The following is a 24118-nucleotide window of genomic DNA, read 5'->3' on the forward strand; positions in this document are numbered from 1 at the left end:
TTTGCGCTGGTGCAGAGCGTGGCGATCGTGGGGGCAGGGGACTTCATCGGGGCGGCCATTGCGCGGCGCTTTGCGGCGGGTGGTTATGCCGTGCATGGCGGGCGACGCGGGGGCGAGAAGCTGGCGCCGCTGGCGGCCGGGATTGCGGCGGCGGGGGGGCGTTTTACCGGGCACAGCCTCGATGCGCGCAGCGAGGAGTCGGTGGCGGGGTTTCTGGATGCCGCCGAGGCCGAGGCGCCGCTGGCGGTCGTGATCTTCAATGTTGGCGCCAATGTGCAGTTTCCGCTGACCGAGACGAGCGAGCGGGTGTTTCGCAAGGTGTGGGAAATGGCGTGCTATGGCGGCTTCCTGACCGGGCGCGAGGCGGCGCGGCGGATGCTGCCGCGCGGGGCAGGGTCGATCTTCTTCACGGGTGCGACGGCGTCGATGCGCGGCGGGGCGGGCTTTGCGGCGTTCGCTTCGGCCAAGGCCGGCTTGCGCGCGGTGGCGCAATCGATGGCACGCGAGCTGGGGCCGCAGGGGCTGCATGTGGCGCATCTGGTGATCGATGCCGGGGTGGACACCGAATGGGTGCGGGCGCGGATGGCCGAGCGCGGCGTGGTGCCGGGCGAGGGCGCGCTGATGAACCCGGCGTCGATTGCCGAGGCCTATTGGCAGCTCCATGCGCAACCGCGCGATGCCTGGACGCACGAGATGGACCTGCGGCCTTTCGGGGAGAGCTTTTGATGGACGCGCAGTTTCTGTTCGATGTGGGTGGGCCGAATGCCTATTTCGCCTGGGCCGTGCTGCCGGCGCTGGAGGCGCGGACGGGGGTGCGCTTCGCCCAGGTGCCGGTGCTGCTTGGCGGACTTTTCAAGCTGACCGGCAACCAGTCGCCGATGATGGCCTTTGCCGGGGTGCCGGCGAAGCTGGCTTATGCGGAACTGGAGACGAAGCGGTTCATGGCGCGGCACGGGCTCGAGGCGTTCCGGATGAACCCGCATTTTCCGGTGAATTCGATGCTGGTGATGCGCGGGGCGGTGGCGGCGGGCCGGCTGGGGGTGATGGATGATTATGTGGCGGCGATGATGCGGGGCATGTGGGAGCAGGGGCTGGCGTTGGGTGATGCCGCGGTGTGGGAGGCGGCGATGGTGGCGGCTGGGCTGCCGGCGGCGGAGATTGCGGCGCTGGTGGGTGAGCCTGACGTGAAGGCCGAGCTGGTGGCGAATACGGAAGGGGCGGCGGCGGCGGGGGCGTTCGGGGTGCCTTCGTTTCTGCTCGATGGGGAACTGTATTTCGGGAAGGACCGGATGGACGAGGTGGAGCGGGTGCTGGCGGGGTAGGTGCCCTCACCCTCCCACGCGCTGAAGAAGCGCGTGGGCCCCTCCCTCTCCCGCGATGCGGGAGAGGGGGTTTACCAGCGTTGTGCGGCTTGGTCGTCGGTCGCTTTGGCCCGGACCCAACGGGTGCCCCAGGGGCCCTCTTCGGCTTTCCAGAAGGGGGCTTTGGTCTTGAGCCAGTCCATGAGGAAGCTGCAGGCTTCGAAGGCGGCGGCGCGGTGGGGGCTGGCGATGGCGACGAGGACGATGGCGTCCCCAGGCACGAGGCGGCCGTGGCGATGGATGACGGTGCCGGCGAGGACGGGCCAGCGGGCTTCGGCCTTTGCGGCGATGGCGGCGAGCTGGCGTTCGGTCATGCCCGGATAATGTTCGAGGGTGAGGGCTGTCAGGCCATCGTCGGCGCGGACGAGGCCGGTGAAGCTGGCGATGGCGCCGACGTCGCTGCGGTTTGCGGACAGGGCGGCGAGCTCGGCGGCGGTGTCGAACGGCTCGGGCTGGACGCGAACCTGCACGGCGTCAGCCGCCGGTGATGGGGGGGAAGATCGCGACTTCCTGCGCGGTGCCGATGGGGGTGTCGGCTTGCGCGAAATCCTGATCGAGGGCGACGCGGATGGCGGTGCGGTCTGCCAGGGCGGCGGCGTGGTTCGGGCTGCGGGCGGCGAGCCAATCGAGCAGGTCGGCAACGGTTTCGACCGTTGGCGGCGGGGTGAGCGTCTCCTGGTCGGCGCCGATCGCCTCGCGAACCCAGGCGAAATAAAGCATCATCAGTTCATGTGCTTCATGCCGGCGCGGAGATAATCATAGCCTGTCACCAGCGTGAGGGCGGCGGCGAGCCAGAGGGAAACTAGGCCGATTTCGAGGGCGGGGAGCCAGGGGAGCAGGCGATCGGCGGCGCCATCGAGCACCAGCGCGCCGAGCGCCACCATCTGTGCGGCGGTCTTCCATTTGGCGAGCTGGCTGACGGGGACCGAGACTTGCAGCGTGGCGAGGAACTCGCGCAGGCCCGAGACGATGATCTCGCGGAGCAGGATGATGAGGGCGGCGATGGTGGCGATGCCGTGGATGGCGCCCGAGTGGATGAGCATGATGATGACCGCGGCGACCATGATCTTGTCGGCGATCGGATCGAGAAACTGGCCGAGCTTGGAGACGGTGCCCTGGGCGCGGGCGAGATAGCCATCGAGATAATCGGTGAGGCCGGCAACGCTGTAGAGCGCGAAGGCGGCAAGCCACTCCCATGGGTTGCGGCCCCACATGAGCAGGACGAGCAGCGGCACCGCGAGGATGCGGCTGAGCGTGAGCAGATTTGGCAGGCTGGACACCCGGCTACTCCTAGGCAATCCGGGGTGGATAGGAAAGCGGGAGATGCAGGGTGCAGGTGAGCGAAGCGGTATTGTCGCGGCGAAGCGTGCGGGGTTTCCTGCCTGACGTGGTCGATGGGGCGGTGATCCGGCGGGTGGTGGAAGCGGCGGGGCGCGCGGCTTCGGGGGGCAATCTGCAGCCGTGGAGCATCGATGTGCTGGCGGGCGAGCCGTTGGAGCGGCTGAAGGCGATAATGCGCGAGCGGATGATGGCGGCACCCAAGGGCGAGCCGACCGAGTATGACATCTACCCCAGGGAGCTGCCCGAGCCGCACCGGAGCTACCGGTTTGCGGTGGGGGAGGAGCTTTATGGGCGGATCGGCATTCCGCGCGAGGACAAGATGGGGCGGATGATGTGGTTTGCCCGCAACTTCCAGTTCTTCGGCGCGCCGGTGGCGCTGTTCTGCTCGGTGGACAAGCGGATGGGGCCGCCGCAGTGGAGCGACCTCGGCATGTATCTGGCGACGCTGATGCTGCTGCTGCGCGAAGAAGGGCTCGATTCGTGCGCGCAGGAGTGTTGGGCGATTTATCCCGAGACGATCCGTGGCTTTATCGGGATACCTGAGGAGCGGATGCTGTTTTGCGGCATGGCGATCGGCTACAAGGATGCAACCGACCCCGCCAATGCGGCGGAGCCGGCGCGCGCGCCCTTGCAGGATTGGGCGCGGTTCCAGGGATTGTGATGCACCGAAGATTGTTTCTTGGCGGGTTGATCGGGTTGGCGGCAGTGCCGGCGCGCGCCGCACTTCCCGATGGGGTCAATCCGCCGTTGCGGGCGCGGGCGCTGGCGGCGCTGCAGAAGCACCGCCGGCATGTTGCGCATGCCGATGTGATGGGCATTGTCGATTATGCCCGGGCATCGCGCGAGCCGCGCTTCCATCTGCTCGACCTGGAGTCGGGCGCGGTGACGACGCTGCTGGTGGCGCATGGCAAGGGCTCCGACCCGGCGCACACCGGCTGGCTGGCACGGTTTTCCAACAATGAAGGCTCGAATGCCTCGTCGTCCGGCGCGTTTCTGACCGCCGAGGCTTATGTGGGGGCGCATGGCCGCTCGATGCGGCTGGAGGGTCTCGAGCCGTGCAACGATGCGGCGCGGCCGCGCGCGATCGTGGTGCATTCGGCGAGCTATGTGACGCGCGCGATGGTGCGCGACACCGGCAAATTGGGGCGGAGCCTGGGGTGCTTCACGGTGACGGCGGAAGACCTGCCGCAGGTGATGACGCGGCTGGGGGCCGGGCGGCTGCTTTATTCGGACAAGGTCTGACCTGCCGGGCTGTAGTCAACCAGTCAGGCGGGACCGCGACACATCAACTCCCAGATCATGGCGGGTTTGTCGATTGCGAGGCTCGTGCAGCGCTGTTCGGCAAGCTGTATCCTCGACAGGTTCAGCCATCGGCCGGTCGAGCCCCCCGCGATTTTCCCGGTGACGACCAGTTCGTCGGGATCGGAATCGGCATCAGGCAGCACGTCCTGGCCGCGGCCCAAACGATTGGATGCGTCAGGGGTGCCGCCGGTCTGGACTGCAACGACCTTGAACGATAGCGGCCCGATGACGAGAGGCTTTGCCAATACGAGGCGGCGAACGGGTCTCCGCAGTCGATAGCCGAGTGTCTCCAGCCATGGCCGCCCTTCAAGGCGCCCGCCCAGGACCCTTGCCAGATCGGCTGCCAGCGATTTGGACACCAGAGGCAGCTGCCACCGCTTCTGCAGCCCGGCGTTGACTTCGAAGCGTGCAATGCCAGGCAGTTCAGTGGTGCCTCGCGCCGACTTGGGACGAGGCAAGGACAGCTTCAGTCGCACCGGTCGCGCGTCGGGTTCCTCTGGCGACAGGCGAAGGCGCAGCCGGTCGTGCGGGAGCGAGCTCAGCTCGATACTGCCGCTGAACTGTTCCTGATTATATCCCCCGAGCCATATGATGTTTGTGGCTGCAGCGCGCTCCATTGCAACGACCGTTTCGCGGGCAACGTTCGTTTCGGTAATCTTGCGGCCTCCATAGGTGATTGCCGACTGCTGCGCTCGTCCTCCCAGCTCGAGGCGCATAGCCGCAACCTCGTTCAACAGAATGCCCGGAAGATCGCCAGTGTTCAGCGCCAGCTCGACAGGTATCCCAGCGATTGTGACATGCACTGACTGATCGACTTGCAGATTAATGAAGCCATCGGGCGCCATTGCCGGCCCGGGGACCCCAGGCAGGGGGACCGCAGCAAGCCCTTCAAGTTGGTGGGTGGCGACAAGCGTTTGCGACGAGTTGCTCGGACTGGCCTCCGCAGGGGCGCTCGCCGCGCCCGCGACCTTGGCGTGTGAGAGCGATCCGGGTCCTGTGCAGTGAAGTGCCATGGACATCTGCTGCTTGTCGACAACGAGGGAGCTGCAACCCTGCTCATCGAACTGGGTGCGCGACAAGGTCAGCACGACGAGCGGCTTGCCCCGGGGCTTGGGCCCGGAGCGTCGAGCCTGGGCGGCGTCGAAACGCGCGGCGAGCGCGCCGAACGACAGGCGGCCGAGTTGCAATGGCGTATCCAGCACCAGGCGACGCACGGTGTGGCGCACGCCGGGCATGACCACCACGTCCCAGGGTTCGCCTTCGAAGCGTCCCTGCATGACTGACGCGAGGTCGAAGCCCGTAGTGGATGCGATGAGGGGCACCGATGTCCTGATCGATGGGTTCAACGTGACAGCAAGCTGTGCGTCCGCCACGTTGACGAGGCCATAGGCAGTGCTGTCGACATCGCCGGCCAGTGGCATGCGCAGTGCCAGCGGCGCGCCGGGGCTTCCGGTCTGAAGCCTGACGAGCTGATGCGGTACCGCCATGATGCCGATGCTGCCGTCGAGCGGCCGAACCGATTGCCCCGGAAACCAGTACAATTGCTGTTCGCGTCGCAAGCCGGCGATCTCGAGCATCGCGCCGCTGCGTTTGCCGTCAACTTTGGACTTGCTGTCGAGAAACATGTCAGCCTTGCGACTGCTGCCAAGCAGCGGTCCAAGGCGCTGCACGAGCGGGTCGTTCAGAATGAGGTGGTCGACGGTGCCGACTACAAATGCGAGGCTTGCAGGCTGACCGGCGATCGTGACCTGCAATGGCTCATCGAGCATGATCTCGAGTGCCGGCGGCTCCAGGGCATTTGCTCCGGCAGTATCCGTGCCGTGCCACAGCAGGAACAGTATCAGAAGGCGGGTGAAGACCATTCACTGTCTGCGCGGAAAAAGCAGATCTTTGGCATCAGGACTGCATTTTGGCCTGCTCATGCCGGGAATTATTTCCCAAACGCGGGAAAATTGAAAGAGAAGGATATCAGGCCTCGCGCTTCACGCCTTCCGGACGGCCGCGCAGCACGAGATCGGCGCGGGCGGCATCGTCTTCGGCGGTGAGGCGGGTGGTTTCGAGGGCATCGATCCCGCGCTGGGCGGCGGGGCGGGCGGCGATGCTGGCCTTCCAGCGCAGCAGGTTGGTGAGGCCTTCGGTGGGGATTCCCGACCATTTGGCGGTGCGGACCCAGCACCAGCTGGCGATATCGGCGATGCTGTAGTCGCCGGCGAGAAATTCGGATTCGCCGAGGCGGGCATCGAGGACTTCGAAAAGCCGGCGGCCTTCGCCCTGGTAGCGCGCGATGGCGGCGGGGATTTTTTCGGGGAAATGCCGGTAGAAGACATTGGCCTGGCCCATGATCGGGCCGATGCCGCTCATCTGGAACATCAGCCATTGCAGCACGCGGCTGCGCCCATGCGTGTCGAGCGGCATCAGCTTGCCGGTCTTTTCGGCGAGATGGATGAGGATGGCGCCCGATTCGAAGATCGCGAACCCGTCGTCGATGAGCAGCGGCACCCGGCCATTGGGGTTGAGGGCGACGAACTCGGGGGCCTTTTGCTCGCCCTTGAGGAGATCGACCTTGACCACCTCATAGGGAAGGGCGAGCTCTTCGAGCGCCACCGACACCTTGTAGCAGTTGGGCGTCGCCGCAGTGTGGAGGATGAGGCTCATGACCGGGCCACGGTAGCCTTTCAGGCCGGTGGGTGGAAGTGCTGGTGGATGGCCTGCGCCATGGCCTTGTTGATGCCGGGCGTGCGCTCGAGATCGGACAGGCTGGCGCCGCGGACGGCGCGGGCGGTGCCAAAGTGCATGAGAAGCGCCTTTTTTCGCGCCGGGCCGATGCCGGGAACATCATCGAGCGGGCTGGCGGTGAGCGCCTTGCTGCGCTTGTCGCGGTGGGCGCCGATGGCGAATCGGTGGGCTTCGTCGCGCAGGCGCTGGAGGAAGAACAGCACCGGGTTGTTCGGTGGCAGGGTGAGCTCGCGGCCCGAGGGGAGGTGGAAGGTCTCGCGGCCGGCGTTGCGGTCCGGACCCTTGGCGACGCCGACGATGGCGACATCGTCGATGCCGAGATCGGCGAGGCTTTCGATGACGCTGGAAAGCTGGCCCTTGCCGCCATCGATGAGCAGGAGATCGGGCCAGTTCTCGCGATCGTCGGGGTTTTCGCTCTGCAGCCGGGCGAAGCGGCGGTGGAGCATGGCGCGCATCATGCCGAAATCATCGCCGGGGGTGATGTCGGGCGCCTTCATGTTGAACTTGCGATACTGGCTCTTCATAAAGCCTTCGGGGCCGGCGACGACCATGGCGCCGAGCGCGTTGGTGCCCATGATGTGGCTGTTGTCGTAGATCTCGATGCGGCGCGGCGGGGCGTCGAGCTCGAACAGCTCGGCAAGCTCGGCGAGGAGGCGGCCCTGGGTGGTGGCTTCGGCGGCGCGGCGCTGCAGGGCTTCGCGGGCGTTGCGGCTGGCCTGCTCGACGAGCTTGCGGTTGGGGCCGCGCTGCGGGACCTTGAGGCTGACGCGGTGGCCGGCGGATTCGCACAGCGCCTCGGCCAGCAGCTCGGCCTCGGGCAGCGCGCGATCGAGCAGGATTTCGCGCGCCGGCGGGATTTCGGCGTAGAGCTGCGGGAGGAAGCTTTGCAGCACCTCGGCTTCGTCCAGCTCCTGGGTGTGGGCGGGGAACCAGGCGCGGTGGCCCCAGTTCTGGCCGCCGCGGATGAAGAAAACCTGGATGCACATGATGCCGTCCTGGGCGGCGATGGCGACGATGTCGGCATCGGTGAGGCTGCCCTCGGCGTTGATCGACTGCGACCCCTGGATGAAGGTGAGCGCCTTGAGCCGATCCCGCAGCACGGCGGCGATTTCGAAATCCTTGCTGGCTGCGGCGGCCTGCATGGCGGCGGCGAGCTTGGCCTGTGCTTCCACGGTCTTGCCGGCGAGGAAGGCCTTGGCGTCGGACACCTGCTCGGCATAGCTTTCGGGGCTGATGCGATCGACGCAGGGAGCCGAGCATCGGCGGATCTGGTGGAGCAGGCAGGGGCGACTGCGATTGTTGAAGAAGCTGTCGTTGCACGAGCGCAGCAGGAACACCTTCTGCAGCGCGTTGAGGGTGGCGCCCACGGCGCCGGCGCTGGCAAAGGGGCCGTAGAAGACGCCCTTGCCGACGCGCGCACCGCGATGCTTGGAGATGCGCGGGTAGGTGTGATCCTCGCGGAGGTAGATGAAGGGGAAGCTCTTGTCGTCGCGGAGGAGGACATTATAGGGCGGCCGCCAGCGCTTGATGAGCTGGGCTTCGAGCAGCAGCGCTTCGGATTCGGTGTTGGTGGTGACGATCACCATGTCGCGGGTCTGGCTGACCATGCGCTGGAGGCGGCGCGGCAGGCGGGCGACCTGGGTGTAGTTGCCGACGCGGTTTTTCAGCGCGCGCGCCTTGCCGACATAGAGCACGCTGCCGGCGGCATCGATCATGCGATAGACGCCGGGGCGGGCGGGCAGGGTGCGCAGGACGTTGCGGATCGCCTCCACGCCGCGATCGAGATCGGGCGTGTCGATGCCCTTGACGGCGAAGGTGGCGCTGTCTTCCGAGAATCGATCGACTGTCATATCGGGGGTTTAGGCGCGTCCTGTCGATCCAGAAAGAGGTGTACATGATGCTGCCCAAGATCGTGTGGAGCTTGAGCAGCCTTGCTGTTGCGGCGTTGCTCGCATTGGCCGGCTGCGCCACGTCGCCGCCGGTGGCAGTGGTGCCGGCTTCGGTGGCGGTTGTCAGCAGGGCGCCGGTGATCCTGGTGTCGGTCGATGGCATGCGGCCCGATTATCTGGGGCGGGGCAACACGCCGGTGCTCGATGCGCTGGCGGCGCGGGGAGCGAGTGCTTCGATGCGGCCGAGCTTTCCGTCGCTCACCTTTCTCAACCATTATACGATCGTGACCGGGTTGCGGCCCGATCGCCATGGCATTGTGAACAACACGATGGAGGACCCGGCGATTCGCGGCGTGCGCTTCGGCATGTCCAACCGCGATGCGGTGGAGGACAGCCGCTGGTGGGACCAGGCCGAGCCGATCTGGGTGACCGCCGAGAAGGCCGGGCTGGCGACGGCGACGATGTTCTGGCCGGGATCGGAGACCGCGGTGCGCGGCGTGCGGCCGCGGCAGTGGATGCGCTTCGATGGCGCGATGCCCGAGGCGAAGCGGGTGGACCAGCTGCTGGCGTGGCTCGACCAGCCGGCGCGGCCGGCGTTCCTGACGCTGTATTTCGACTCGGTGGACCATGACGGGCATGAATTCGGCCCGGCCGCAGCCGAGACGGCGAAGGCAGTGGCGGCGGTGGATGCGCAGATCGGCCGGGTGATCGAGGGGCTGCGGGTGCGGGGCATCGCCGCCAACCTCGTGGTGGTGGCGGACCATGGCATGGCGGCGGTGACGCCCGAGCGGACGATCCGGCTCGATACGCTGCTGCCGGCGGGCAGTTTTCGACTGGTGACGGGGGGTGCGGTGGCGGGGCTGCATGCGGTGGAAGGCCGGGCGGCCGCACTGGAGGCGGCATTGCTGCGGCCGCATCCGCATATGCGCTGCTGGCGGCGCGAGGCGATTCCGGCGGCGCTGCATTATGGCCGCAACCCGCGCGTGCCGCCCTATGTGTGTGCGGCGGAGAGCGGCTGGATGATCGGCACCGAGGCGCCGCGGACCGACCGCAGGCTGGGCGGGATGCATGGTTATGACCCGGCCGACCCGGCGATGGCGGCGATGTTCGTGGCAGCGGGGCCGGGCATCGAGAGCGGGGTGCGGCTGCCGGCGTTCGACAATGTCGATGTGCATCCTTTGCTGCTGGGCCTGCTCGGATTGCCGCAGCGCGACACTGACGGCAGCCTTGAAACGCTGGGGGCGGCGTTGCGCGGGGGAGGCGGAGCCGCTAACGCGCCTGAATGAGCGAACCTGAACGACGCGGCGAGACCGCGATCATCACCGGCGGCGCCAAGCGGATCGGCGAGGCCTTTGTACGGGCGCTGGCCGAAGACGGCTGGGATGTGGTGATCCATTGCAACAGCTCGCGCGACGACGCGGATGCGTTGGCGGACGAGCTTCGCGGGCAGGGGACCGGCGTGGCGGTGGTGGCGGCCGATCTCGCCGACCCGGCGGCGGCGGCAGCGATCGTGGCGGCGGCGGCGGGGCTGGCGCCGCTCGGGCTGCTGGTGAATTGTGCGTCGCGCTTTGTCTATGACCGGTTGGAGGACTTTTCGGCCGACGATTTCGACACGCACATGGCGATCAACCTGCGGGCACCGGCCCTTCTGGTGCAGGCCTTTGCGCGGGCGCTCGACCCGGCGCGCGGGCAGGAGGGCGGGCCGGACGCGGCGCTGGTGGTGAACCTGCTCGATGCCAAGCTGGCGAGCCTCAACCCCGACCATTTCACCTACACGCTGGCGAAGATCGGACTGGAGGGGATGACCGAGATGGTGGCGCGCAGCCTGGCGCCGGCGATTCGCGCTTGTGCCATTGCGCCGGCGGTGACTTTGGTGTGGGGGCCGCACAGCCGCGAGGATTTCGAGGCGGTGCATGGCATGAACCCGCTGCGGCGCGGTGTCGCGGTGGAGGAACTGGTGGCGGCGCTGCGGTTCATCATTGCCACGCCGACCTACAATGCCCAGACGATCGTGCTCGACGGCGGGCAGAGGTTTCTCGGCCTGCAACGCGATGTGTCCTTCATGGTGAACCGATGACGATGATGATCGACGAGATGCCGCTGGTGGCGCTTGCCGCCATCGACGGGCTGGTGCCCGAGGCGCTGCGGCCGCGGAGCCGCAAGATCATGATCGAGGGGCTCGAACTCGAGCTCGACATCGGGTTTCATGCGGCCGAGATCGGGGTGCCGCAGCGGCTTTTGATCACCATCGAGGTGTGGGTGACGGCGAGCGCTTTTGCCAGCCATGACGTTGTGAGCGACGCCTGGGACTATCATGTGCTGCGCGATGCGGTGACGGCGCTGGCCCATGCACGGCGGTTCAACCTGCAGGAGACGCTGGCGCAGGCGATCTACGATCTGGTGGCAGCGCGGCAGGGCGTGCTGGCGCTGCGGGTGAGCACGCGCAAGCCCGATGTGTACCCGGATTGTGAAGCGGCCGGGGTGGAGATCGCCAGTTTTGCCACGGTGCCGACGCGCGGCTGATCGCGGCGCAAGCGCTGTTTCAGGGCCGGGTGCATGGCCCGAGGCTGGCGATGGCGCTGGCCCAGGCGGCGGCAAGCGCGGGATCGCTGCCGCCGGCGCTAGCGGGCAGGCGGCCGGGCAGCGCGCAGGCGAGGCGATACCAGAGCAGCGTCTCCGGCGCGACCGAAGTTGCTGATTCATCGATGATGTCCGAACTTGCGACCTGGATCTGGCGGCGCTGGCCGGGGCGATCGAGCACCACCATGGTGAGCGGCTTTCCTCCCTTTGTGGTGAGGAAGAACTGGCTCTCGGCTTCGCCCGGCACGGTGCCGGGGACGCGGAAGCCGTTGGAGACTCCGGTGACGATGGGCACGGTGCCGCTCACTGCCTGGGTGGCGATGGCACGGACAGTGGCTTCGAGCGGCGCGCTCCAGGGTTGCATCGACGGGCCGGGCATCAGGACAGTCTTGCCCTCGGCGTCGGGGGGCTGCAACCAGGCCAGCACCTGCTGGCCGCGCTGATCGGGTGCGCGGCCGCGCTCAGGCTGCGGGACATCGTGGAGCCAGACGAGCTCGGGCGGCACGGCGGCGGTTGCAGTGAGCGCGCCATCGACGCGCGCGGTGAGCAATTGCCGGGCCATGCCGGGCGCCAGGCCGGCGGCGTCACTCGGGTTGATGCGCTGGCTGCGGGTGATGGTGGCGCGCACGATCACGGGTGCAGCCAGCGTGAGATCGGCGAGCGTGACGTAGGTCGGCGGCGCGGCGCCCGGCGCTGGCTGGGCGGTGGCGCTTGTCGCACCGAGCAGGGCGAGAGCCACGGAAGCTGCACGAAAAACGGGGGACACACAGGACATGAGCCCGGTTCTAGGCGTGGCCGGCGCGTGCCGCAACCTCGGGTGATTGCGGGCCTGATGAACGGCCGGGAACCAAAAGGCTTCATCGCTTGTGTCGATCTTGAAACATAATTGCCGCGATAAAGCGGTTGCGGGCTGCGCAGCGATGGAGTTAAGACTGCGCTGAGGGATGCCGGGGAGGGACGGGAAGCCACAGCTTCCGGCATTGATCATATCATGGGTCAGGGAGATCGGCATCAGTCATGGCATATGCTGACCAGGGAATGAGCAAGAACCGCATGATGGCCTTCGGGGCTGTCGCCTTGCTACACGTGTTTTTGGGATATGCGTTCATCACGGGGCTTGCGCTAAAGGCGGTCAAGGCGATCGTCCAGCCGCTCGAAACAGTGAACGTCAAGGAAGAGGCACCACCACCGGATGAGCCGCCGCCACCACCACCGGTCGAGCTCGAGATTCCGCCGTTCGTGCCGCCTCCGGAGGTGACGATCCAGTCGGATTCGCCGCCGCCTGTGACAATCCAGACGCAGAGCACGGTCCAGCAGGTGGCACCGCCGGTGTTCGCACCGCCGGCTCCGCCCGCGCCGCCGGCTCCTGCGCCGACAGTGGCGCCGACACGGGCTACGGATCGTGGCCGCGGCAATACCATCGGCGAGGATGATTATCCGGATGCTTCGCTGCGTGCGGGTGAAGAGGGCGTGACCCGTGTGCGGTTCGTCGTCGGGACCGATGGCAAGGTTGGAAGTTGCGAAGTGGTCGCTTCGAGCGGCTCGGCGCGACTGGATGATGCGACGTGCAAGATCATCATCCGGCGGTTCCGTTACAACCCGGCAACCAGCAATGGGGCGCCGGTGACGGAAACGAAAACCGTTCCAATCCGTTGGCAGATCCGGGACAGGCGTTAAGGGGTTGAGGGCGGCGGCAATCGCCGTCCTCGCAGAGTTGAACAACAAAAACATCCAGTTCGAGGGAAATTCAGCATGGAAACCGTCGCAGTAGAAAACCCATATGGCCTGGCAGCAGCGCTCGAGCAGGGCGGCATCATCGCCCAATCGGTGTTCGGCATTCTCGTGTTCATGTCGCTGGCCAGCTGGTTCATCATCATCACCAAGTATCTCGACCAGCGGAAGGTGCTGACCGAAGCCAACGACCTCGAGAAGAAGTTCTGGACCGCGCCCGACCTCAAGACCGGCGCCTCCAAGCTCGACAAGAGTTCGCCGTTTCGCCAGATCGTCGATGACGGCCTGCGCGCTGCCGATCACCATGAAGGTCGCCTGACCGATAAGATCGACCAGCACGAGTGGGTGACGATGGCGCTCAACCGTTCGAATGCCGGCATTTCGGGCAAGCTGCAGAGCGGCCTGTCGTTCCTCGCCTCGGTCGGTTCGACCTCGCCGTTCATCGGTCTGTTCGGCACCGTGGTCGGCATCTATCGCGCACTGATCAACATCGGCCTCGCCGGCCAGGCGTCGATCGACAAGGTTGCAGGCCCGGTGGGTGAAGCACTGATTATGACCGCACTCGGCCTCGCGGTCGCCGTGCCGGCCGTGCTCGGCTACAACTGGCTGATCAAGCGTAACAAGACCGTAACCGAGAAGCTCAACAACTTCATGTCGGACGTGCATGGTGCCCTGGTTTCCGGTGCACGCGTGGCCCCAGCGGTGTCGGCTGCCCCCGTGGTTGCCCCCAAGCCGGTGGTCAAGTAAGCGCCGGTCGGTAGAGAAAGGGTCAGCCCATGTCCATGAGTGTTGGCGATCCATCGGCGGACGCCGAAGACGGTCCGATGACCGAGATCAACACGACGCCGCTCGTCGACGTCATGCTGGTTCTGCTCATCATCTTCCTCATCACGGTGCCGGTGGCGATCCAGGTCGTCCCGCTCACGCTCCCCAAGGTGTCCAACATTCCGACGTCGACAAAGCCGGAGAATGTGAACATCTCGGTCGATGCAAACTGCGACACCTATTGGGGGCAGACCCTGGTGGAATCGAAGCAGGAACTGCTCGACCGGGGCGTGAAGGCGCTCAAGGACGATATTGCCCGCCAGGAAGCGCTTGGCGGCAAGATCGAACTGCCCGAGGTGCATATCCGCGGTGACAGCAACATGGAGTATCGGTGCGTTGGCGGCGTGGTGTTCACCATGCAGCGTGCCGGCTTCCTGAAGATCGCGTTCGTTTCAGAGCCCTCCGCGGGTTTCGTGCCGACGCGCTAGACTGATGGTTTCGGGAGCGGCCGGTGCCGCTCCCGATGCCGAATTGCACGATTACAGGAGACGTTTCGATGTCAATGGCAGTGGGTGATGGCGGCCACGACGGCGCCATGGTGGACATGAATACCACGCCGCTTATCGACGTGATGCTCGTGCTTCTCATCATGTTCATCATCACCATCCCGATCCAGACGCACGCGGTGAAGCTCGATCTGCCGGCGCCGAACAATGAGCCGAGCAATGTCGACCCGGTGTTCAATCAGGTGGACATCGACTTCCTCTCGAACATTTACTGGAACAAGCAGGAAGTCGATCTTGCGACGCTGCGCACCTACATGCGCCAGGCCGCTGCGTTGCCGACCGAGCCGGAGCTGCGGCTTCGTCCGGAAGCGCTGGCCAAGTATGAAGTGGTCGATTCCGTGATGGCCGAGGCCCAGCAGGCCGGTATCACCAAGATGGGCTTTGTGGGCAACGAGGCCTACGCGAACTGAGAACAGCCTCCGGGCTGGACAATCGAGCGGCGTCCTTCGGGGCGCCGCTTTTTTGTGTGGTCAGGCCATTGGTCCTGAGTTGGTGTGGCAAGAAGTGGCTCTCCGGCATGAACCGGCAGCGTACGATGCTGGCGCACATTCGGTCTGGAGCTTTGATCTTCCGCCCCAACGAGCGCAGGTGCAGCGGTGGCCTTCGGCGGCTGCGGCCTGAGGCCCCGGCCGCCGAAGGCCATCCTTCAGGCTGCCGCGGCGGCGGCGTCGAACTGGAGGCGGGCGAGCTTGGCATAGAGGCCGCCGGCATTGATGAGCGCTTCATGCGTGCCCTCGGCGACGATGAGGCCCTTGTCCATGACGATGATGCGGTCTGCCCCCCGCACGGTGGCGAGACGGTGGGCGATGACGAGCGTGGTGCGGCCCTGCATCAGGCTTTCGAGCGCGTGCTGGACGAGGCGCTCGGACTCGCTGTCGAGCGCGCTGGTTGCTTCGTCGAGGAGGAGGATCGGGGCATCGCGGAGGATGGCGCGGGCGATGGCGATGCGCTGGCGCTGGCCGCCCGAGAGGCGCACCCCGGCCTCGCCGAGATAGGTGTTCAGGCCATCGGGGAGGTCTTTCAGGAACAGATCGGCATGGGCGGCTTCGGCAGCAGCCCAGACTTCGGCCTCCGAGGCTTCGGGGCGGCCGTATCGGATGTTTTCGAGCGCACTGGCGGCAAAGATGACGGTATCCTGCGGCACCACAGCGATGCGGCTGCGGATCGCCTCCGGGTCGGCGGCGGTGAGGGGCACGCCATCGAGGCGGATTTCGCCGCTGGTGGGATCGTAGAAGCGCTGGACGAGCTGGAAAAGCGTCGACTTGCCGGCGCCCGACGGGCCGACGATGGCGACATTCTCGCCGGCAGCGACGTGCAGATTGAAGCTGGAGAGAGCGTTGGTATCCGGCCTCGAGGCGTAGTGGAAACCGACGCCGTTGAATTCTAGGGCACCCCGCGCGGGGACGGGCAGCGCCATGGGGTTGGCGGGGGCGCGGATGCTCGGGCGGGCGGCGAGTAGCTCCTCCATCCGCGACGAGGCGCCGGCAGCGCGCATGAAATCGCCATAGACTTCGGTTAGGGTGCCAAACGCCGAGGCGACGATGATGGCGGCGAACACGAAGGCGGTGATGGTGCCGCCCGAGAGGGTGCCCGAGATGACATCAAGGGCACCCTGCCAGAGCACCAGCGTGATGGCGCCGAAGATGAGGAAGATGACGAGTGCGGTCATGCCTGAGCGGAGCATGATGCGGCGGCGGGCGGTGTCGAAGGCGCTTTCCACCGAGGCGCCGAAGCGGGTGCTTTCGCGCTTCTCCTGGGTGAAGGCCTGGACGATGCGGATGGCGCCGAGGATCTCCGAGATCATGGTGCCGATGCCGGCAATCCGGTCCTGGCTGGCCTTGGACATGGCGCGCACACGGCGGCCGACGAAGACGATGGGGAGGATGGTGATGGGGATGACGAGGAGCATCAGCCCGGTGAGCTTGGGGCTTTGTACCGCCATGTAGACGAGGCCGCCGAAGCCCATGAAGGTGTTGCGGAGCGCCAGCGAGGCCGAGGTGCCGACGACCTGCTCGATGACCGCGGTGTCCGAGGTAAGGCGCGAGGCGATTTCGGCGGGGCGGTTTTCTTCGAAGAACACCGGATCGAGGGTCAGGAGATGGGCGTGGACGGCGCGGCGCATGTCGGCGACGACGCGCTCGCCGATCCAGCTGACGAAGTAGAAGCGCACGGCCGTGGCGAACCCGAGCACGCTGACGATGGCGAGCATGGCGAAGAAGAAGGGGGTGATGCTGGCGGGATCGGAGCCCTGGCTGAAGCCCTTGTCGACGATCGTCTTGAGGCCCTGGGGGATGGCGAGGGTGGCGCCGGCGGCGACGATGAGGGCGACGAGCGCGCACGCCAGTTGCACCGGATAGGCCTGCACGAAGCGCCAGATGAGGCGAAGGCGGGAGAGCTTGCGCTCCGAGGGCGGTGGCAGGTCGGGCTTGGTCATGTGCGCTGATAGCAGGCGGGAGGGCTTGTCTCAATGTGGCGTATCAGGCCATGCTGCACTGCGAAAAGTGGTTTGAGCGGCATCGGCTTTGTGGCAAGAAACTGACGAGCCGGCGAAGCGACCGGCGCTGGTGGACGAACATCATGCTTTATACCGCCTATGAGATGCAGCGTGCCTGGCTGGCCGGCGTCGGGCAGATGGCCCAGACGAGTTCCAGATGGTTGCTGAGCCCGGCCAACCCCATGTCGTACATCGCATCGAGCCCGATCATCGCGCGTGGGCTTGAGGTCTTTGCGCATGCGGCTGCGCCGCGTGGCAAGCCGGACTTCGGGCTGAACGAGACGCTGGTCGGCGGCGTTTCGGTGCCGGTGACCGAGGAGATCGTGCTGCGCAAGCCGTTCGGGCAGCTGAAGCATTTCGTGCGCGATTCCGGCCATCCGGCGATGGCGGGGCGGCGCGACCCCAAGCTGCTGATCGTGGCGCCGATGAGCGGCCATTATGCGACGCTGCTGCGCGGCACGGTGGAGCGGATGCTGCCCGACCATGAGGTCTATATCACCGATTGGCGCGATGCCCGGTCGGTGCCGGTGTCGGACGGGCGCTTCGATCTCAATGATTATGTGGATTATGTGATCGGTTATCTCGAGCATCTGGGGCCGGGGGCGCACATGCTCGCGGTGTGCCAGCCGGCGGTGCCGTGCTTTGCCGCGGTGGCGCATATGAGCCGCCATGCCAATCCGGCGGTGCCGCTGACGCTGACGATGATGGGCGGGCCGATCGACACGCGCAAGGCGCCGACGTCGGTCGATGATCTGGCGACCGAGCGGCCGTTTGCCTGGTTCGAGCAGAATGTGATCGCGACCGTGCCGCAAGGCTATCCGGGTGCGGGGCGCAAGGTCTATCCGGGCTTTCTGCAGCTTTCGGGGTTCCTGTCGATGAACCTGGCCAACCACATGAAATCGCACTGGGAGATGTTCAAGCATCTGGTGGCGGGCGACCAGGAAAGTGCGGACGGGACCAAGGCGTTCTACGACGAGTATCGCTCGGTGTGCGACATGACGGCCGAATTCTACCTGCAGACGATCGACTATGTGTTCCAGCGGCAGGCGCTGGCGACGGGGCAGTTCTGGCACCGTGGCGAGCTGGTGGACCCGGCCGCTATCGACCGCACGGCGCTGCTGGCGATCGAAGGCGAGCGCGACGATATCTCGGGGATCGGGCAGACGAGGGCAGCGCTGACGCTGGCGACCGGGCTCGACGAGGCGAAGAAGGCCTATCATCTGGCCGAGGGGGCGGGGCATTACGGCATCTTCAATGGCCGGCGCTGGCGCGACAGCATTGCGCCGGTGGTGGAGCGGTTCATTCGCGCGCATGATCCGGCCGAGTTGACGGCGCTGCCGGCGCATGTCGATGTGCCCGAGCATGTGGAGCTGGATGTGGTGCCGGGGGTCGAGGTGGCCTGAGGCCAGGTGATCGCCGGCGGTTCTATCGTGCCCGTCATTGCCATTCGCTCCAGAGATAGAGATCTGTGATGAGCTGGATGGCTGAAAACCTGTCGCCGGGCTTGAGTTCGGGGATCATCAACGTCGCTGTGATGGTGTCTCTCGCCTTCAGCGATATGGCACGCCGCATGAGTTTCGGGGCCTGGAATTCATCCCAGCCAAGCTTGTTTTCCTCGGCAGAATAGTTGCCGTCGATCTCCAGCCGACACACGCTGCCCCATCGAAAATGCCTGTCGATCGAAACAACAGTGAAGGATGGTGCGTCATCCATTCGCATGCTCTTCAACGTGAAATGCGGACATCAGCCAAGCCTTGGTCGCTGGCCGGGCCGGCGTTCGTCCGCGCTTTTCCAGGCGATGCGGGCTGTGGCCAGCACGAAGAGCATGAAACCGATCTGGCTGAGCAAGTAGGAATTGGTGGCGCGGGTGAGGAACTCGCCCGGTGGTGCGTCATGTGCCGTCTTGGCGAGATTGTGGATCACGTTTGTGACGATGAGGAGGATCGTGGCTGGTATCCCGATCTTCGGACGAAGGAACAGGAGTGCGGCGACGAGTGGATCGAGAATGGTGAGGCTTGTCCAATAGGCAGCGCTTGGCCAGGCAACGCCGCCATAATCCCACAGGAGGCCATGCTGGAGGAGCGTGCGGGCGTGGTTTGCTCCGCCTGTGAGCAGGCAGGCTGCCCAGATCGAGCGGACAATGGTGCTGCCTCGGTCCGGACGCGCCTTCGGTCCAGGGGCGCTCACTTCGTGATCGGCATGCCCGGTGGCGCCGGGAAACCGTGTGGGGCCACCGCGGCGCCGGGCGTGCCATCGGTGATCGCAGTGTAGAGGCTGGTGCCGAGCGGGCTGTAGGTGATCGCTTCGATGATGATGGTCGAGCCGAGGATGGCGACGAGGCCCCAGGTCCAGGCGGGATGGATGCTGCCGGAGCGGCGCTGGTCGGCGATGATGCCGGCGACGGGAAAGGCAAGGACACCGAGCAAGGTTGCCTCGAAGGCGAGGGGCGAGAGCAGCGGCAGGGGAATGAGCCGGCCGATCGCCGGGCCCATGAGGATTGCCATGCCGCTGAAGTGCAGGCGGCGGTGCCAGCCGGTGTGACGCCGCAGCACGATTGCGGCGGTGGAGAGGGCAGCGAAGGTGAAGAGGGTAAGGGGATCGAAGACGAGGAACTGCAGCGGCGTGAAGAAGAAGGGCACCTGGCCGCGCTGGACGATCGCCACGGTGACCATGCAGCCGAGCACGAGCATGGCGGGGATCCACAGGGCAGCGAGCCAGCCGAGTCGGCGATGGAGGGCGATGCTGCCGGTGGTGGCGAGCACGGACTGGGCGAGATAAAGGCCGACCCAGCCCATGAAGACAATGGCATGGGCATGGACGAGCGGCGGCGATGCGAAGCTCGACCGGCCCAGTGCCACCTGGGTCGAGAAGCCGAGGATGATGAGCGCGGTCATCACATAGGCCGACCAGCGGAAGAAGCGGTTGTCGGTGGCGACAGCGATGCTTTGGTGTGAGGCCAGTGTCGCCATGCGCATTCTCCCCCGCCGCGAGCGGAGGATACCGCGCGCCAGTTGTGCGGGCAAGGCTGTCCACCTTCGGCGGCGGTGCTGTCGCCGGGGGTGGCCGCCCGAGGCTGGGTTGCGGCTTTGTGGCAAGCTGTCAGGATGAACTGGACTGAAAATGCGTCCCGGAAATGTGGCCATCGGCACGGGTTTAAAAGGACATGCGAACAGGCATTTCGATCTGCAATTCCGGATGCTCGAAATGCAGCGGGCTTCGTGGCGAATAATAGCGATGCGACCGATTCGGCATAACGCCGTTGTGAGGTCATCGCTCCTGTTTGCATGAAGGTATCTGTTTCAGTGATAGAGCTATTGCTCGGCTTTCTGGTGCTCTCCATCGTCGCATCGTTCATGTGTTCGTTGTGGGAGGCGGTGCTGCTGAGCATTTCGCCATCCTACATGCAGCTGCAGCTGAACGAAGGCACCCGGATCGGGAAGCGCATGGCAGAGTTCAAGGACAATATCGACAAGCCGCTGGCAGCGATATTGTCGCTCAATACCATCGCGCACACGGCGGGTGCCATCGGCGTCGGGGCACAGGCGACGAAGATCTGGGGCGATACCAACCCGGTGATCACCGGGGCGATCGTGCCGATCCTGATGACATTGGCGATTTTGCTGGTGTCGGAGATTCTGCCCAAGACGATGGGTGCCAACAATTGGCGGGCCCTGGCACCGTTCACGGTACGGTGTCTCGATGTGCTGGTGAAGCTGCTTGCCCCGCTGATATGGCTTTGCCAGCTGGTGACGCGCGTGTTCAACAAGGGCAAGAAGAACAACATCTTCACACGGTCCGACTTCCTTGCGATGGCGCAGATCGGAACCGAGGAAGGCGCGCTCGACGAGCGCGAGTCCGCGTTCATCAACAGCCTGATGAACTTCAGGAAAGTTCGGGCACGCGACGTGATGACGCCGCGCACGGTGGTGGTGAGCGCGCCCGGCCACGCGACGTTCCGGGAGTTGTATGACATGCAGGACGAGCTGATCTTCTCGCGGATACCGGTTCGCGGCACGGATACGGCGGAATTGCTGGGCTATGTTCTGAAAGATGAAGTTCTGGAACATATCGTTGACGGGGAAGAACAGCGCCAGCTGTCGAGCATCTTGCGACCGATCATGTCGGTGCTGGAATCGAAGAGCATCCTGGCGCTGTTTGATGATCTGATGAAATCGCGGGAGCACATCGCAAATGTGCTGGACGAATATGGTTCGACCGTCGGTATCGTGACGATGGAGGATATTGTCGAAACCTTGCTCGGCGCAGAGATCATGGACGAAAGCGACCGGATTGCGGACATGCAGGTTCTGGCGAGGCGCAAGTATACGGCGCGGGTCGGCAGTGCGGGATCGCGATCGAGTTCTGCACGGAAAGACAGCGAACAGGAATAATTCGGGGCGCGGTGCCCCGGCAGCCCGGGACAGTTCAGCCCAGCGCCGCTTCCTTCTCTGCGAGCTCCAGCCAGCGTTCTTCGGCGGCGGCCAGATCGGCGCGAACCTTTTCGAGCTCGGCGTTGATGGTGGCGAAGCGCTTGGGGTCGCGGGTGTAGAGTGCCGGGTCGGCGAGGGTGACTTCGTGGCGGGCGATGGCTGCCGTGAGCGTCTCGATCGTTTTCGGGAGTTCGGCCAGGGCGCGGGCATCGTTGTAGCTGAGCTTGGCGGGGCTGCGCTTTGCGGTGACGGCGGTGTTGGGGTTTTTGGAGGCGGGTTTGCGGGCTTCGCGGCCAAGAGCTTTCAATTCGGCGGCCTTGGCCTTGCGAGCTTCGGCCCAGTCCGACCAGCCGCCGACGACGGTTTCGGAATTGCCTTCGCCGTCGAGGCTGACGACCATGGTGACGACGCGATCGAGAAAGGCGCGGTCGTGGCTGACGAGGAGGACGGTGCCGGCGTAATCGTCGAGCACTTCTTCGAGCAGGTCGAGCGTTTCCATGTCGAGATCGTTGGTCGGCTCGTCGAGCACCAGCAGGTTGGAGGGGGTGGCGAATTCGCGCGCCAGCAGCAACCGCGAGCGCTCGCCGCCCGAGAAGCCATCGACGGGTGCATCGAGAACACCGGGATCGAACAGGAAGTCCTTGAGATAGCCCGCCACATGCTTGCGAACGCCATTGACTTCGATCCATTCGCCGCCATCGGCGAGAACGTCGCGCACTGTCTTGGGAGTGCCGTCCTCGGCGTCGAGACGTTGACGGCGCTGGTCGATGATCGTGGGGTTGAGCACCTTGGCGCGCTTGATCTGGCCACTGTCGGGTTCGAGCTGGCCGAGGAGGAGCTTGATGAGAGTCGATTTGCCCGCACCATTGGGGCCGATGATGCCGATCCGGTCCTTGTGGCGGACGCGCAAGGAGAGGTCGTTGATGATGGTGCGTGTGCCGAAGGTCTTGGTCACATGCGCGGCGTCGATCAGCACCTTGGTCTTGGTGTCGTCGGCGGTGGTGGCGAGCTTGGAGACGGCATCGCCGGTGGTCATCGCCTGGCGGACGGCGCGCAGTTCGATGAGTTTTGCGAGGCGGCCTTCGTTGCGGCTGCGGCGCGCGGTGACGCCGCGGAGCAGCCAATGCTCCTCCTGGCGCAGCCGCGCATCGAGGCGCGAGGCGGTTTTCGCTTCCTCGGCGGCCACCCGGTCCGACCAGGCATCGAAGCCGCCGAAGCCGACTTCGGCGCGCCGCAGCGCGCCGCGATCGAGCCAGAGGCAGTTCCTGGTGAGGCGGGTGAGGAAGGTGCGATCATGGCTGATGGTGACGAAGGCGCCGCGATAGCGCTCGACCCAGGATTCGAGCCATTCGATGGCGTTGATGTCGAGATGGTTGGTCGGCTCGTCGAGCAGCAGCAGGCCGGGCTCGGAGGCGAGGGCGCGCACAAGCCCGGCGCGGCGGCGTTCGCCGCCCGATGCGGTGGCGGCTTCCATGTCGAGGTTGACGCCGAGGCGCGACGCAATGGCATCGAGCTTGTGGTCCTCGGGCGCGTCCGTGCCGGCGCGGGCAAAATCGCCGAGGGTGGTGAAGCCGGTCATTGCCGGTTCCTGTTCCAGCCGGATGATGGAAAGGGCAGGGGATACGGCACGGCGGCCTTCGTCGAGATCGAGCTCGCCGGCGATGAGTTTCATCAGCGTGGTCTTGCCTGCACCGTTGCGGCCGATGAGGGCGAGGGCATCGCGGGCATCGAGGGTGAGATCGAGGCCGCGGAACAGCCAGCCGGTGCCTGTGCGCAAGCCGGCGTTTTCTAGGGTAAGGATCGGATCAGCCATGCGCGCCCAAGTGGCGGTTTGACGGGCGCTTCGCAAGCGTCGTGACCGATTGCAGCGGATATGCGGCAATGTTCATGGACTATTCAGTGCCTTTGCGGCATCCCGGTCAGGAGATGAGGTTGATAGTCTGATGATCGCAAAGCACAGTTTGAAGGTGCTCGCACTTTCATTGCTCCTGCTGCTTCCGGCCGTGCCGTCTGCGGCGGGCGGTGTGGAACGTCGTGTGCGGGATCTGGTTGAGGCTGGCGAGATTGTATCGTTTGACATGGTGAAGGCGCGCGTGGCCAGCCAGGTGCGGGGGACCTATGTTGGTGTGGAATTCGATGAGCCGACTTTGACATACCGGCTGAGGTTTCTGGTCGATGGCGAGGTCGTCAACGTCGAAGTGGATGCGCGGACCGGCCAGCGCAAGCGGCAAACCCGCAGTTATTGAGGATTTTCGATGCGTGTGCTGATTGTCGAGGACGAGCCGAACTTGCAGCGGCAGCTGCGGGATGCGCTCGAGGGTGCCGGCTATGCCGTTGATGCGGCTAGCGATGGCGAGGACGGGCATTTTCTGGGCGCGACCGAAAGCTATGATGCCGTGGTGCTCGACCTGGGGCTTCCGGAGATCGACGGACTGACGGTGCTCGAGCGCTGGCGTGGTGAAGGCCATGCGATGCCGGTGCTGGTGCTGACGGCACGCGACCGCTGGAGCGACAAGGTGGCAGGGCTCGATGCCGGGGCCGATGACTATCTGGCAAAGCCGTTCCAGACCGAAGAGCTGGTCGCCCGGCTGCGGGCGCTGATCCGCCGGGCAGCTGGCCAGGCAAGCTCCGAGCTGAGCGCGGGCCCGGTGCGGCTCGATGCGCGATCGGGTCGGGTGACGCTGGAAGGCGAACCCGTGAAGATGACGGCGCAGGAGTTCAAGCTGCTCTCCTATCTGATGCACCACAAGGGCAAGGTTGTGAGCCGCACCGAGCTGATCGAACATATCTATGACCAGGATTTCGACCGCGATTCGAACACGATCGAAGTGTTCATCACCAGGATTCGCAAGAAGCTGGGCGCAGACCTGATCAGCACGACGCGTGGCCTTGGCTACAGCCTCAACGACAGCTGAGCCTGCCG

General features: G+C 65.6%; 27 protein-coding genes. 15 read left to right on the forward strand and 12 right to left on the reverse strand.

Annotation, left to right across the window (positions count from 1 at the left end):
- The first annotated feature begins 9 nt into the window (after positions 1-9).
- Complete coding sequence (locus FHS79_RS12895; protein WP_341534460.1) at positions 10-726, forward strand: SDR family NAD(P)-dependent oxidoreductase; 717 nt, start codon at positions 10-12, stop codon at positions 724-726.
- Positions 726-1322, forward strand: a complete 597-nt coding sequence (locus tag FHS79_RS12900) for a 2-hydroxychromene-2-carboxylate isomerase (RefSeq protein ID WP_184200722.1) — start codon at positions 726-728, stop codon at positions 1320-1322. The genes FHS79_RS12895 and FHS79_RS12900 overlap by 1 nt, the downstream gene beginning before the upstream one ends.
- A 71-nt stretch (positions 1323-1393) precedes the next feature.
- On the opposite strand, the gene FHS79_RS12905 is transcribed toward FHS79_RS12900, so the two are convergent.
- The 3 genes from FHS79_RS12905 to pgsA are packed head-to-tail and all read right to left on the reverse strand — an operon-like array spanning position 1394 to position 2641.
- Positions 1394-1831 carry a molybdenum cofactor biosynthesis protein MoaE gene (locus FHS79_RS12905; protein WP_184200725.1) on the reverse strand — a complete coding sequence of 146 codons (438 nt, stop codon included), beginning with the start codon at positions 1829-1831 and terminating at the stop codon, positions 1394-1396.
- A 4-nt stretch (positions 1832-1835) separates the two neighbouring features.
- On the reverse strand, positions 1836-2081 hold the full coding sequence (moaD, locus tag FHS79_RS12910) for a molybdopterin converting factor subunit 1 (RefSeq protein ID WP_184200884.1): 246 nt from the start codon (positions 2079-2081) through the stop codon (positions 1836-1838).
- A 2-nt stretch (positions 2082-2083) separates the two neighbouring features.
- A complete protein-coding gene (gene pgsA / locus FHS79_RS12915; protein WP_184200728.1) occupies positions 2084-2641 on the reverse strand; it encodes a CDP-diacylglycerol--glycerol-3-phosphate 3-phosphatidyltransferase in 558 nt (185 codons plus the stop codon).
- Between the two features lie 50 nt (positions 2642-2691).
- Between pgsA and FHS79_RS12920 the strand changes: the two genes are divergently transcribed.
- Complete coding sequence (locus FHS79_RS12920; protein WP_184200731.1) at positions 2692-3363, forward strand: nitroreductase; 672 nt, start codon at positions 2692-2694, stop codon at positions 3361-3363.
- Complete coding sequence (locus tag FHS79_RS12925; RefSeq protein WP_184200734.1) at positions 3363-3944, forward strand: murein L,D-transpeptidase catalytic domain family protein; 582 nt, start codon at positions 3363-3365, stop codon at positions 3942-3944. Before FHS79_RS12920 ends, FHS79_RS12925 begins: the two co-directional genes overlap by 1 nt.
- Before the next feature lie 23 nt (positions 3945-3967).
- Here FHS79_RS12925 and FHS79_RS12930 read toward each other — a convergent pair whose 3' ends face one another.
- From FHS79_RS12930 to uvrC, 3 genes are all read right to left on the reverse strand, one after another.
- The gene (locus FHS79_RS12930) at positions 3968-5866 is read right to left on the reverse strand and encodes a hypothetical protein (RefSeq protein ID WP_184200737.1); all 1899 of its coding nucleotides are present in this window, start codon (positions 5864-5866) and stop codon (positions 3968-3970) included.
- Positions 5867-5972: 106 nt separating this feature from the next.
- The gene (locus FHS79_RS12935; RefSeq protein ID WP_184200740.1) at positions 5973-6659 is read right to left on the reverse strand and encodes a glutathione S-transferase family protein; all 687 of its coding nucleotides are present in this window, start codon (positions 6657-6659) and stop codon (positions 5973-5975) included.
- A gap of 20 nt (positions 6660-6679) precedes the next feature.
- A complete protein-coding gene (gene uvrC, locus FHS79_RS12940; RefSeq protein WP_184200743.1) occupies positions 6680-8590 on the reverse strand; it encodes an excinuclease ABC subunit UvrC in 1911 nt (636 codons plus the stop codon).
- 44 nt (positions 8591-8634) lie between these two features.
- Between uvrC and FHS79_RS12945 the strand changes: the two genes are divergently transcribed.
- Genes FHS79_RS12945 through FHS79_RS12955 form a run of 3 tightly spaced genes read left to right on the forward strand, consistent with a single transcriptional unit; the run spans position 8635 to position 11152 of the window.
- Positions 8635-9915: an alkaline phosphatase family protein gene (locus FHS79_RS12945; protein WP_207792345.1), complete on the forward strand. Its 1281-nt coding sequence runs from the start codon at positions 8635-8637 to the stop codon at positions 9913-9915.
- Positions 9912-10706: an SDR family NAD(P)-dependent oxidoreductase gene (locus FHS79_RS12950; RefSeq protein ID WP_184200746.1), complete on the forward strand. Its 795-nt coding sequence runs from the start codon at positions 9912-9914 to the stop codon at positions 10704-10706. The genes FHS79_RS12945 and FHS79_RS12950 overlap by 4 nt, the downstream gene beginning before the upstream one ends.
- Positions 10703-11152, forward strand: coding sequence for a dihydroneopterin aldolase (locus FHS79_RS12955; protein WP_243452873.1), 450 nt, complete (start codon positions 10703-10705; stop codon positions 11150-11152). The genes FHS79_RS12950 and FHS79_RS12955 overlap by 4 nt, the downstream gene beginning before the upstream one ends.
- Positions 11153-11171: 19 nt before the next feature.
- Here FHS79_RS12955 and FHS79_RS12960 read toward each other — a convergent pair whose 3' ends face one another.
- Entirely contained in the window at positions 11172-11948 is a 777-nt protein-coding gene (locus FHS79_RS12960) for a hypothetical protein (protein WP_184200749.1), read from the reverse strand.
- A 278-nt stretch (positions 11949-12226) separates the two neighbouring features.
- Here FHS79_RS12960 and FHS79_RS12965 point away from each other — a divergent pair, with 278 nt between their 5' ends.
- The 4 genes from FHS79_RS12965 (at position 12227) to FHS79_RS12980 (ending at position 14681) form a co-directional block, all read left to right on the forward strand.
- Positions 12227-12886 carry an energy transducer TonB gene (locus FHS79_RS12965; RefSeq protein ID WP_184200752.1) on the forward strand — a complete coding sequence of 220 codons (660 nt, stop codon included), beginning with the start codon at positions 12227-12229 and terminating at the stop codon, positions 12884-12886.
- A gap of 75 nt (positions 12887-12961) precedes the next feature.
- Positions 12962-13687 carry a MotA/TolQ/ExbB proton channel family protein gene (locus FHS79_RS12970; RefSeq protein WP_184200754.1) on the forward strand — a complete coding sequence of 242 codons (726 nt, stop codon included), beginning with the start codon at positions 12962-12964 and terminating at the stop codon, positions 13685-13687.
- A 29-nt stretch (positions 13688-13716) separates the two neighbouring features.
- Positions 13717-14193: an ExbD/TolR family protein gene (locus FHS79_RS12975; protein ID WP_184200757.1), complete on the forward strand. Its 477-nt coding sequence runs from the start codon at positions 13717-13719 to the stop codon at positions 14191-14193.
- A gap of 74 nt (positions 14194-14267) precedes the next feature.
- Positions 14268-14681 (forward strand): ExbD/TolR family protein, encoded by a 414-nt coding sequence (locus tag FHS79_RS12980; RefSeq protein WP_184200893.1) that lies wholly within the window; start codon positions 14268-14270, stop codon positions 14679-14681.
- 236 nt (positions 14682-14917) lie between these two features.
- Here the strand turns inward: FHS79_RS12980 and FHS79_RS12985 are convergent, their stop codons facing one another.
- Complete coding sequence (locus tag FHS79_RS12985) at positions 14918-16705, reverse strand: ABC transporter transmembrane domain-containing protein (RefSeq protein ID WP_184200760.1); 1788 nt, start codon at positions 16703-16705, stop codon at positions 14918-14920.
- A 143-nt stretch (positions 16706-16848) separates the two neighbouring features.
- Between FHS79_RS12985 and FHS79_RS12990 the strand changes: the two genes are divergently transcribed.
- Positions 16849-18168 carry a polyhydroxyalkanoate depolymerase gene (locus FHS79_RS12990; RefSeq protein WP_184200763.1) on the forward strand — a complete coding sequence of 440 codons (1320 nt, stop codon included), beginning with the start codon at positions 16849-16851 and terminating at the stop codon, positions 18166-18168.
- Positions 18169-18202: 34 nt separating this feature from the next.
- Here the strand turns inward: FHS79_RS12990 and FHS79_RS12995 are convergent, their stop codons facing one another.
- From FHS79_RS12995 to FHS79_RS13005, 3 genes are read right to left on the reverse strand one after another with little or no spacing between them, the layout of a single operon-like run.
- A complete protein-coding gene (locus tag FHS79_RS12995; protein WP_184200767.1) occupies positions 18203-18478 on the reverse strand; it encodes a hypothetical protein in 276 nt (91 codons plus the stop codon).
- A 30-nt stretch (positions 18479-18508) separates the two neighbouring features.
- Positions 18509-18952, reverse strand: a complete 444-nt coding sequence (locus FHS79_RS13000) for a hypothetical protein (RefSeq protein WP_184200770.1) — start codon at positions 18950-18952, stop codon at positions 18509-18511.
- Positions 18949-19734, reverse strand: coding sequence for a hypothetical protein (locus tag FHS79_RS13005; protein WP_243452874.1), 786 nt, complete (start codon positions 19732-19734; stop codon positions 18949-18951). Before FHS79_RS13005 ends, FHS79_RS13000 begins: the two co-directional genes overlap by 4 nt.
- A gap of 333 nt (positions 19735-20067) precedes the next feature.
- Between FHS79_RS13005 and FHS79_RS13010 the strand changes: the two genes are divergently transcribed.
- Complete coding sequence (locus FHS79_RS13010; protein WP_184200774.1) at positions 20068-21156, forward strand: CNNM domain-containing protein; 1089 nt, start codon at positions 20068-20070, stop codon at positions 21154-21156.
- Positions 21157-21190: 34 nt separating this feature from the next.
- Here the strand turns inward: FHS79_RS13010 and FHS79_RS13015 are convergent, their stop codons facing one another.
- Positions 21191-23008, reverse strand: a complete 1818-nt coding sequence (locus FHS79_RS13015; protein WP_184200777.1) for an ATP-binding cassette domain-containing protein — start codon at positions 23006-23008, stop codon at positions 21191-21193.
- Positions 23009-23138: 130 nt separating this feature from the next.
- Between FHS79_RS13015 and FHS79_RS13020 the strand changes: the two genes are divergently transcribed.
- A complete protein-coding gene (locus tag FHS79_RS13020) occupies positions 23139-23441 on the forward strand; it encodes a PepSY domain-containing protein (protein ID WP_184200780.1) in 303 nt (100 codons plus the stop codon).
- Between the two features lie 9 nt (positions 23442-23450).
- The gene (locus FHS79_RS13025) at positions 23451-24110 is read left to right on the forward strand and encodes a response regulator transcription factor (protein ID WP_184200783.1); all 660 of its coding nucleotides are present in this window, start codon (positions 23451-23453) and stop codon (positions 24108-24110) included.
- The last annotated feature ends 8 nt before the right edge of the window (positions 24111-24118 follow it).

Source organism: Polymorphobacter multimanifer, from assembly GCF_014205635.1.
Taxonomy (GTDB): Bacteria; Pseudomonadota; Alphaproteobacteria; order Sphingomonadales; family Sphingomonadaceae; genus Sandarakinorhabdus; species Sandarakinorhabdus multimanifer.